Here is a 4,427-nt window from a genome sequence, read left to right on the forward strand (position 1 = left end):
CCCGTGCAGAACTATTCGGTCCAGTCCCGACAACCGGTCCACGCCCTCACCCATCACCCCTCCGTCTGCGATTTGCCGCCTACGGCATGCTGCCTGCCCAAACCGTGCCGCGGTCTAACCCCTTGCGGGGCTTTTCGGGGCCAGAGGGTGTCAAGGGTGGATTGCCGACCGTGTTGTCCATGCGGCTGGCGCCGCTCGGCGTGCGTGCCGATGGCCGTCGACTGGCCACGTTGTCGTCGGTCGCCGCGTCGTCAGTCGCCGCGCGGTGTCGCTCATGCGGCTGACGCCGTGTGGCGCTGCGACTCCCTTCTCCGCCCCGCCACTCTCAGCCCTCAACCCACGAGCCCACACAGCGTTGGCCCATGGACAAAACCGTCGGCAATCCACCCGCGCGTCCTCTTGTCCACAGCAGAGCTTCCGGACCCGTCACTGCTCGTCGGGCGGTTCCGAACTGCTGGAGGGGAAGACCGGCGAGGAATGGTGCGCGAACAGCAGCCATCTGCCGTCCCGCGACCGGCGGAAGATGTTGGTCGCCTCGGCCCGGCCCCCGGCGAGCCCGGAGCCCTCTCCGCCCTCGCTGCGCGGCAGGTCGGTGAGCACATTCTCGGCACAGGTCACCACGGCGATGTCACCCGAGACCACGACGCGCATATCCGTGATGAAGAACTGAAGATAACTCAGTCTGGACATCACAACTGCCCACGACATCAGCACCTGCGAGCGGCCGTGCACGGCCGGCTGGCCGGGGTGCACGCAGTGCACGGTGTCGGCGTATTCGCCGTCGATCCACACAGCGCGGACAGTGTCCAGATCGCCTTCTTCGACGGCCTGGTAGAAGCGCTCGTTGGCCTCTGCGACGGCGGCCTGCTCAGCGGTGAACGGCTCCTCGTCCACCGGCGGCTGCGGCGTCATCAGCGGTCCTCCGCCCGGCTCGCGTATTGCGGATCCCCGACTGCTGCGGCCACACGGACCGCGTCTATCGCCTCGGCTGCCGCGTGCACCCGCACCCCCCAAGCTCCATGCGCGGCGACCAGTGCCGCCAGCGCGATCGTGGCCACGTCCCGATCCGGCGCGGGTCGCGGTTCGCCGTCCGGCCCGGCGAGCAGCCGGCCGAGGAAACGTTTGCGCGAAGGGCCGATCAGCAGCGGCCGGCCCAGCGAGTGCAGCGCGTCGAGATGACCGACGAGGGCCCAGTCGTGCGCCGCGTTCTTCGCGAAGCCCAGACCGGGATCGAGGATGATGCGGTCCAGGGCAATGCCACCGTCCACCGCGCGCTCTACGTGCTCGGAAAGCTCGTAACGCACCTCGGCGACGACGTCTCCATAGACGGCACGACTATTCATATCGACACTGTGCCCGCGCCAGTGCATCAGGATGTATGGAACCTGCGCCGAAGCGACGAACGGAATCATCTCCGGGTCGGCCTGCCCGCCGCTGACGTCGTTGACGATCACGGCGCCCGCCTCGACGGCGCGCCGGGCCACCGGCGCGCGCATGGTGTCGACCGAGATCGTCGCGCCTTCCCGGGCCAGCGCCTCGATCACCGGCACGACCCGGCGCAGTTCCTCCTCGATCGGCACACGCAGCGCTCCCGGCCGGGTCGACTCGCCGCCGATGTCCAGGTAGTCCACGCCGACTTCGAGCAGTTCCAAGCCGTGTGCGATCGCCGCGTCGGGCTCGAAGTAACGGCCACCGTCCGAGAACGAGTCCGGAGTGACGTTGACCACGCCCATCACGGCGCACCGGTCGAGTTCGGGCAGCCCCGTCACCCGCCGGTTGGGTCGCGTCGCCAGCACAGCCATACGCTCAGCCTAGTGCCATGGCAGCCGACTTCCGGCTGCGCGGCCGACGGTGAAACGACCGGACCGCCGTCCACGCCACGAATACGCGCCTATTACGCATATTACGCGTCAGTACGTACGCAGCGAGGCCACGTCAGGCTCGTCACGAGGCCCGCGGCGCAGCAGCGAGGGCAGCACCAGGAACGCCTCGGCCTCAAGCGCGGCCAGCGCGATCCGGGGCAGGTCGCGGGTCTGCCGGAAGGCCACGAAGCGTGGCTCCCAGACCGGCCGGAACTTGGCGTTGAAGCGGTATAGCGACTCGATCTGGAACCAGCGGGAGAGGAACACCAGCAGGCCACGCCAGCGACGCAGCACCGGTCCGGCGCCGAGCCGCTCGCCGCGTTCCAGCGCGGAGCGGAAGACCGCGAAGTTCAGCGAGATCCGGGCCACCCCGAGCGCCGGCGCCTCGCGCAGCGCCGCTACGATCATCAGTTCGTTAAGTCCCGGGTCGGCGGAGCGGTCGCGGCGCATCAGGTCGAGCGAGAGCCCGTCCTGGCCCCAGGGCACGAAGTCGAGCACGGCACGGATCTCGTCGTCCTTGGTGGCGGTGACCACGACGCACTCGCCGTCGGCCGGGTCGCCGAACCGCCCGAGCGCCATGGAGAAGCCGCGCTCGGTCTCCGTGGAGCGGCCGTCGGTGGCCAGCCGGCGAATCCGCACGACCTCGTCCGGCGAGATGTCGCGCAACCGGCGGACCTGGCAGCTGTACCCCTGCCGCTCGATCCGGTGGACCATCTGCCGGACGTTGCGCATCGGCCGGCCCTCCAGCGAGAAGTCCGCGACCTCGACCACTGCCTCGTCGCCGAGTTCGAGCGCGTCCATCCCGGCCTCGCGGTGCCAGATCTCGCCGGCCTGCTCGGAGCAGCCCATCACTGCGGGGATCCACGCGTAGCGCTCGGCCCGGTCCATGAAGGCCCTGATCGCGCCGGGCCACGCCTCCGGGTCGCCGATCGGGTCGCCGCTGGCCAGCATCACGCCGGAGACGACCCGGTAGGCGATGGCGGCCTTGCCGGTCGGCGAGAACAACACCGACTTGTCGCGGCGCAGCGCGAAGTAGCCGAGCGAGTCGCGGCGGCCGTGCCGCGTGAGCAGCGCCCTGATCTCGGTCTCCTGCGCCGGGGTCAGCCTGGCGGCCGGCTCGGCGGGGCGCAGGAACAGGTAGAGGGTGACCAGAACGGTGAGCAGTCCCAGCCCGAACAGCGAGAAGTACACGTAGTCGCCGTAGTTGTCCCCGCGGAAGTGCATCGGCCCGGTGATACCGGCCAGCCCGAGCACCACGTGGTCGACCCGGTCGAACAGGCTCGCGCCGCCGATGATGCGGTCTCCGCGCGCGGAGACCAGGATCAGTCCCAGGCCGACGTCGGCGACCAGCATCGCCCAGAACGTCCAGATGGCCCGCCACCGCGACCGGGGATCGCTGAGCGCGTAGAACTCCTCGCGATACACGATCAGCAGGATGAGGAAGACCAGGTACAGCACGATTCCGCCGGAGGGCTCCTTGCGGAACATGTGCACGGCGATCGACGCGCCAAGCAGCGCGACGACACCCATCCAGGCGCGGTGCTTACGCCGCCGCAGCGCGTGCGCGAGCGAGACGAGCAGCATGCCGACGATCAGGCTGGCAGCGATGGCGTAGGGATTGACCTGGAGCCCCGGGACCAGGTGCCCGTACTTGTTCACGGACTCCAGGTGCCGCACCCGGGGGAACAGCGCGGACAGGATGTCGAACATGCCGACCAGGTAGCACAACCAGCCTGCCGCCCGAGGCACCCACGGCCGCGTCGCGCGCGCCGGAATGGGCGGGGTCGCCGGCGTGATGGCGGCCGAAGGCGGTCCCGACTCGGCCGCCGACTCCTGCTTCACCGGCTCCTGCTTGTTCGGCGCCTGCTTCGTCGGCCCCTGCTTGGCGGATGCGTGTGCCGTCGACGGATGCTGCTGCTGCTTTGCCGATGCCTGCTTGGCGGATGACTGTGCCATCGGTGGCTGCTTCGCCAGCGTCTGTTTCGTCGACACCTGGGCCTTCGCTGCGGTCCTCACGCCCTCAGCTTTAGCATCCACTTCCGGCTTGACGGTCTCCGCGACCTGAACGTTGTCCCCTGATTCGGCGACCGTCACAGACGCGACTGTTCCCTCAGTTCCCCCATCCAGCCCTGTCGCCTGATCTGACAAAGTATCTGACACCGTGACGTCCGGCATTGCGTCTTCTTGTGCGTCTTCTCTTTTTCGTACTTCAACGTCTGGTTCTGTGACTCCGGCCGCGGCCGATGCTCCTGACCCGGCAGCCCTCTTCTTCAGCGACCCAGACTGTACTGACGATCCTGGGCCCGCTTCATCCTTCAGCGACCCAGACTGTGCTAATGATCCCGGGCTCGCTTCATCCTTCAGCGACCCAGACTGCGCTAATGATCCCGGGCTCGCTTCATCCTTCAGCGCCCCAGGATGAGGCTCATCGCCTCTGCGCGAGTCGCGGAGGAACGAAGCATCCCCCGAACCGCCGACGTCACCGTCTTCGCTCCGGGCTTCCGTATCCCTCGCATCGACATGCACAGGTGCTCGCACTCCACTACGACGATGACCCCTCGGGGC

Annotated in this window: 4 protein-coding genes; all 4 read right to left on the minus strand. The window is 68.5% G+C overall.

The features are described from left to right. Nucleotides 1-426: 426 nt before the first annotated feature. A complete protein-coding gene (locus VGS97_RS28680) occupies nt 427-912 on the minus strand; it encodes a YybH family protein (protein ID WP_326856811.1) in 486 nt (161 codons plus the stop codon). Continuing rightward, nucleotides 912-1,802 carry a dihydropteroate synthase gene (gene folP, locus VGS97_RS28685; protein WP_326856812.1) on the minus strand — a complete coding sequence of 297 codons (891 nt, stop codon included), beginning with the start codon at nt 1,800-1,802 and terminating at the stop codon, nt 912-914. Before folP ends, VGS97_RS28680 begins: the two co-directional genes overlap by 1 nt. 108 nt (nt 1,803-1,910) lie before the next feature. Then, nucleotides 1,911-3,818 carry a phosphatidylglycerol lysyltransferase domain-containing protein gene (locus VGS97_RS28690; protein WP_326856813.1) on the minus strand — a complete coding sequence of 636 codons (1,908 nt, stop codon included), beginning with the start codon at nt 3,816-3,818 and terminating at the stop codon, nt 1,911-1,913. 449 nt (nt 3,819-4,267) lie between these two features. After that, nucleotides 4,268-4,427 (minus strand): GTP cyclohydrolase I (locus VGS97_RS28695; RefSeq protein ID WP_326856814.1); only part of this gene is annotated, 160 nt, incomplete at its 5' end.

Origin of the sequence: Actinocrinis sp. (genome assembly GCF_035946395.1) — a bacterium.
Taxonomy (GTDB): Bacteria; Actinomycetota; Actinomycetes; order Streptomycetales; family Catenulisporaceae; genus Actinocrinis.